6 protein-coding genes are annotated in these 5,063 nt (G+C 65.6%); 4 read left to right on the top strand and 2 right to left on the bottom strand.

Annotated features, from left to right (window positions below; genetic code table 11):
- The 4 genes from VN856_RS14425 to VN856_RS14410 form a co-directional block, all read left to right on the top strand.
- A partial coding sequence (locus VN856_RS14425) for a MaoC family dehydratase (RefSeq protein WP_325690142.1) occupies positions 1 to 399 on the top strand: 399 nt, incomplete at its 5' end.
- A complete protein-coding gene (locus tag VN856_RS14420) occupies positions 396 to 1,571 on the top strand; it encodes a lipid-transfer protein (protein ID WP_325690140.1) in 1,176 nt (391 codons plus the stop codon). The genes VN856_RS14425 and VN856_RS14420, both read left to right, overlap by 4 nt.
- Before the next feature lie 11 nt (positions 1,572 to 1,582).
- Positions 1,583 to 2,197, top strand: coding sequence for a TetR/AcrR family transcriptional regulator (locus VN856_RS14415; protein ID WP_325690138.1), 615 nt, complete (start codon positions 1,583 to 1,585; stop codon positions 2,195 to 2,197).
- 54 nt (positions 2,198 to 2,251) lie between these two features.
- Positions 2,252 to 3,139, top strand: a complete 888-nt coding sequence (locus VN856_RS14410; RefSeq protein WP_325690136.1) for a universal stress protein — start codon at positions 2,252 to 2,254, stop codon at positions 3,137 to 3,139.
- A 10-nt stretch (positions 3,140 to 3,149) separates the two neighbouring features.
- Here VN856_RS14410 and VN856_RS14405 read toward each other — a convergent pair whose 3' ends face one another.
- The gene (locus tag VN856_RS14405) at positions 3,150 to 4,118 is read right to left on the bottom strand and encodes a proline dehydrogenase family protein (RefSeq protein ID WP_325690134.1); all 969 of its coding nucleotides are present in this window, start codon (positions 4,116 to 4,118) and stop codon (positions 3,150 to 3,152) included.
- Positions 4,118 to 5,063 (bottom strand): aldehyde dehydrogenase family protein (locus tag VN856_RS14400; RefSeq protein ID WP_325690132.1); only part of this gene is annotated, 946 nt, incomplete at its 5' end. The genes VN856_RS14405 and VN856_RS14400, both read right to left, overlap by 1 nt.

The raw sequence follows: 5,063 nt of genomic DNA, 5'->3' as shown, positions 1-5,063 counted from the left end.
GACGAGGTCACTCCGCTGGAGATCCCAGTCACCACCACGATGATCGTGGCCGGGGCGATCGCGTCGCGCGACTTCATGCCGGTGCACCACGACCGCGACTACGCCAACAAGCAGGGCTCGCCCAACCTGTTCATGAACATCCTGACCTCCAACGGCTACTGCGTGCGTTTCCTGACCGACTGGGCCGGGCCCGAGGCAATGATCACTAAGCTGGCGATTCGCCTTGGCGTGCCATCGTTTCCGGACGACCCGCTGCGTTTCACCGGAAGCGTCACCGGCAAAACCGAAGGATCCGGCGGCGAGAACTTCATCGAAGTCACCTTCCAGGCGGCCAACAGCCTCGGCAATCACGTCTCCGGCACCGCCGTCGTAAGCCTGCTCGACGGGGCCCGGGCATGAGTTCATCGCCGTCGAAGCTGGCCGGAAACACCGCGATCGCCGGCATCGGCCAGACCGAGTTCTCCAAGGAATCCGGCCGCAGCGAGCTGCAATTGGCGTGCGAATCGGTCAGCGCCGCACTCGACGACGCCGGCCTTTCGCCCAGTGATGTCGACGGCATGGTGACGTTCACCATGGATTCCAGCGACGAGATCGACGTCGCTCGCAACGTCGGCATTGGCGATCTGAATTTCTTCTCCCGCGTCCCGCACGGTGGCGGGGCGGCCGCCGGAACGGTCGCGCATGCCGCCATGGCGGTCGCCGCCGGAGTCGCCGATGTGGTGGTGTGCTGGCGCGCCTTCAACGAACGTTCGGGATTCCGCTTCGGCGGCAGCGGACGCACCAGCGCAGAGACTCCGCTGTTCATGGCGCACTACGCTCCGTTCGGATTGCTCACTCCCGCAGCGTGGGTCGCGCTGCACGCGCAGCGCTACATGTCGACCTACGGGGTGACCAATGAAGACTTCGGCCGGATCGCCGTGGTCGACCGGGCCCATGCGGCCACCAACCCCGACGCGTGGTTCTACGAGCGGCCGATCACTCTGGAAGACCACCAGAATTCGCGGTGGATCATCGAACCGGTTCTGCGACTGCTGGATTGCTGCCAGGAGAGCGACGGCGGGGTCGCGCTGGTCGTCACCAGCGCCGAGCGCGCCCGCGACCTGCGTCAGCCGCCGGCGGTCATCTCCGCGGCCGCGCAGGGCGCAGCCTACAACGGTGAGATGATGACCAGCTACTACCGCGAGGAGATCACCGGGCTGCCTGAGATGGGCGTGGTCGCCGACACGCTCTGGCGCGATTCCGGGCTCAAGCCGCAAGACATCCAAACCGCGTTCATCTACGACCATTTCACGCCGTTCGTGTTCACCCAGTTCGAGGAGCTCGGATTCTGCGGACGTGGCGAAGCCAAGGACTTCGCCACCGTGGAGCGGTTGTCGCTGGGCGGCGAATTGCCGATCAACACCAACGGGGGGCTGCTCGGCGAGGCCTACATCCACGGGATGAACGGCATCACCGAGGGCGTGCGTCAAGTCCGTGGAACCTCGCACAACCAGGTCGACAATGTCGAGCACGTTCTGGTCACCTCGGGTACCGGCGTGCCGACCAGCGGGTTGATCCTCGCCGGCGGGTAGGGAACGCCGTCATGACCCAAGCCACCGCAGCCGATACCCGCGAGCTGATCGTGGAGTCCGCGTATGCCTGCTTTCGCAAGCAAGGAATGCAGAAGGCAACGATCGTGGATATCGCCAAGGCGGCGGGCGTTTCCCGCAGCACCATCTACGAGTACTTCCGCGACAAAGCCGCCATCGTCGAAGCGTGCGCCGAACACACCTCCGAGCAGTTCTATCGGCAAATGTCCCTGGCCATGGACCGGGGCGGCTCGTTGGAGGACAAGCTCAGCCGCGCAGCGGTATTCGTGACCCAGGCCCGACGGGTGATCGCCTCCGAGAAGTACTTCGACGAAGAAGCGATCAGCCTGCTGCTCACCAAGGACGCCGCCGTCCTGCTACGCGAATGCGTCGACTTCCTGGCGCCGCACCTGGCCGCGGCCAAGATCACCGGCGAGGTACGCAAAGACCTGGACATCCAGTCGGCGGGCGAATGGTTCGCCCGAATCCTGTTCTCGCTGTTCAGCACTCCGTCGTCGACACTGGACATGGACGACCCGGAGGCGGTCGCCGATTTCGTACGTGCACACGTCGTTCAGGGGTTCGCCAACGACCGTTCACGGTCACGACGCACAACCGACTCCCGCTGACGCCGAGCGAACGTCGACGCTGCATTAGCGTTCTCCTCGACGGAAGGAGATCACATGGTCTCGACAACGAAGCGTTACGGGATCATCGTCGGCATCGACGGGTCGCCGGAATCAGATGCCGCGGTCAGTTGGGCCGCGCACGATGCGGCCATCCGCGGCTTACCGCTCACCGTTGTGCACGTGGAGAGTCCCGCCGCCGCGACATGGTCCCAGGCCGCAGTCCTCGAAGAATCGCCGAGCGAGCAACAAGCCGAGGGCCGCAGCCTGCTCGCACACGCGTCGGCGATCGCCCATGACGCGATCGCCGACACTGCGGAGGTACACATCACTGGCGAATTGCTGTCTTCTACCACCCCCGTGCCGACCCTCGTGGACCAATCCAAGGACGCGGAGCTCATCGTCGTCGGCTCTCGCGGGCGCGGGGCATTGTCTCGCAGCATTCTCGGCTCGGTCAGCGCTGGTCTCATTCGTCACGCACACTGTCCCGTTGCGCTTATTCGGCATGACGATCCGGAGCTGCCGCACCCCGCAAAGGGTCCCGTGCTCGTGGGAATCGACGGCTCGACCTCAGACCTCGCTGCCGCAATCGCGTTCGAGGAAGCGTCACTGCGGCACGCCGAGCTGATAGCGCTGCACGCGTGGAATGACATCGATATGAACGCAATTCCCGGTTACGACTGGTCACCGACAACCGCCAAAGAAGGTCACATTCTGGACGCGGCGCTCGCGGGGTGGCAAGAGCGCTATCCCGACGTGTCGGTGCAGAACCGCCTCGTCAGTGACCGAGCGGCACACGCGCTGGTCGACGCATCGGAGTCCGCCCAGCTCGTCGTCGTCGGGACACACGGAAGCGGGGCGTTCTCCGGCATGCTGTTGGGTTCGGTCAGTAACGCTGTCGTTCAAGCCGTGCACCGTCCGGTGATCGTGGCGCGTCCGTCGTGAGTGCCTGCGGTCAGTGACCACGCTCGGCGAGCGCCCGCATGAAGAACGTGAGGTTGGCCGGCCGTTCGGCCAAGCGCCGCATGAAATACCCGTACCACTGAGTGCCGAACGGTACGTACACCCGAACGCGGTTGCCCGCCGACACCAGCCGCGTCTGCTCGGCGTCGCGGACCCCGTACAGCATCTGGTATTCGAAATCGGCTGGGTCACGGCCGGTTTCGCGCGCCATTACGGGCACCGCGTCGATGATCACCGGGTCGTGAGAGGCAACCATCGGGTACCCCGGCCCTGCCATCAGCACCCGCAAGCAGCGCAGGTACGAGGCGGTGACCGCCGCCGCCTCCCGATAGGCCACCGACACCGGTTCGTCGTAGGCGCCCTTGCACAGCCGGACCCTGGCCCCCGACGCGGCGAACTGTTCGCAGTCGCCGTGCGTGCGCCGCAGGTAGGCCTGCAAAACCACACCCAGCCACGGGAAGTCGGTCCGTAGATCAGCGGCGATCGACAGGGTGGAATCCGTGGTGGTGTGGTCCTCGGCGTCCACCGTCACCCAGGCACCGACCTGTTCGGCGCGCTCGCAGATGGCATGTGCGTTCGCTAGTGCGATCGTTTCACCGTCTCGATCCAGCGCCTGTCCCAGCGCGGACAGCTTCAGCGACACCTCCAACGCGCGCACGCCGTCGTGCGCGGCATCCGTCCGCCGACCCAGCGCGTCGAGCAGCTTGAGGTAGGCATGCGTGGTGGCGTTCGCGCCGTCGATATCGGTGACATCCTCACCGAGATAGTCGATGCTGACCAGCCGGCCCGAATCCCGCAGTGCGCCAGCGCTGTCCAGCACCCGTTCCAACGTCGCACCGGGCACGAACCGGTGCACCACCTTACGGGTAACCGGGAAGCGCTCGGCGGTGTGCCGCAATCCGTGCGAGCGACTGGCGGCCAGTATCGCCGGGCGCAGCGTCTTGGTGAACAAGCCGGACATCACTGCGTCGCCATGTGCGGGTACGTGTGATCCGTGGGCGGGACGAACGTCTCCTTGATCGAGCGGGCAGACGTCCAGCGCAGCAGATTCATTGCCGAGCCGGCCTTGTCGTTGGTGCCCGACCCGCGGGAACCACCGAACGGCTGGCGACCCACCACCGCGCCGGTCGGCTTGTCGTTGACGTAGAAGTTGCCGGCCGCGAACCGCAGCCGGTTCTGTGCGGCGAGCACCGCGTCGCGGTCGTCGGCGATCACCGCCCCGGTCAGGGCATAGCGCGATCCAGTGTCGACGATGTCGAGGACGCGCTCGAATTCGCTGTCGGGGTAGACGTAGACCGACAGCAGCGGACCGAAGTACTCGGTCGCGAACGATTCGTCGGTCGGGTCGTCGGACAGCAGCACCGTGGGACGTACGAAATAGCCTTCGCTGTCGTCATATTCGCCACCGACGGCGATCGTCACGCGGGGCGAGCTTTTCGCGCGCTCGATGGCATTGACGTTCTTGGCGAAGGCCCGCTCGTCGATCAGCGCGCCACCGAAGTTGGTCAGGTCGGTGACGTCGCCGAACGTCAGTCCGGCGGTGGCGGCCAGGAAGTCGTCACCCATCTGCTGCCACACCGAGTGTGCGATGAAGGCCCGCGACGCCGCCGAGCACTTCTGCCCCTGATAGTCGAAGGCGCCACGAATCAGCGCGGTGCGCAGTACATCCGGTCGCGCCGAGCTGTGCGCGAGCACGAAGTCCTTGCCACCGGTCTCCCCCACCAGTCGCGGATAGCTGTGGTAGTGCTCGATGTTGGTACCGACCTGCTGCCATAAGCTCTGGAAGGTCGCCGTCGATCCGGTGAAGTGAATGCCGGCCAGCCGCGGATCTGCCAGAGCCACTTCCGATACCGCATAGCCGTCGCCGGCGACCAGGTTGATCACACCGGGCGGCAACCCGGCTGCC

This window comes from Mycobacterium sp., from assembly GCF_035603715.1.
Classification (GTDB): Bacteria; Actinomycetota; Actinomycetes; order Mycobacteriales; family Mycobacteriaceae; genus Mycobacterium.
Note: the sequence above shows the minus strand (reverse complement) of the source record. Positions and strands in the feature narration are given on the sequence as shown.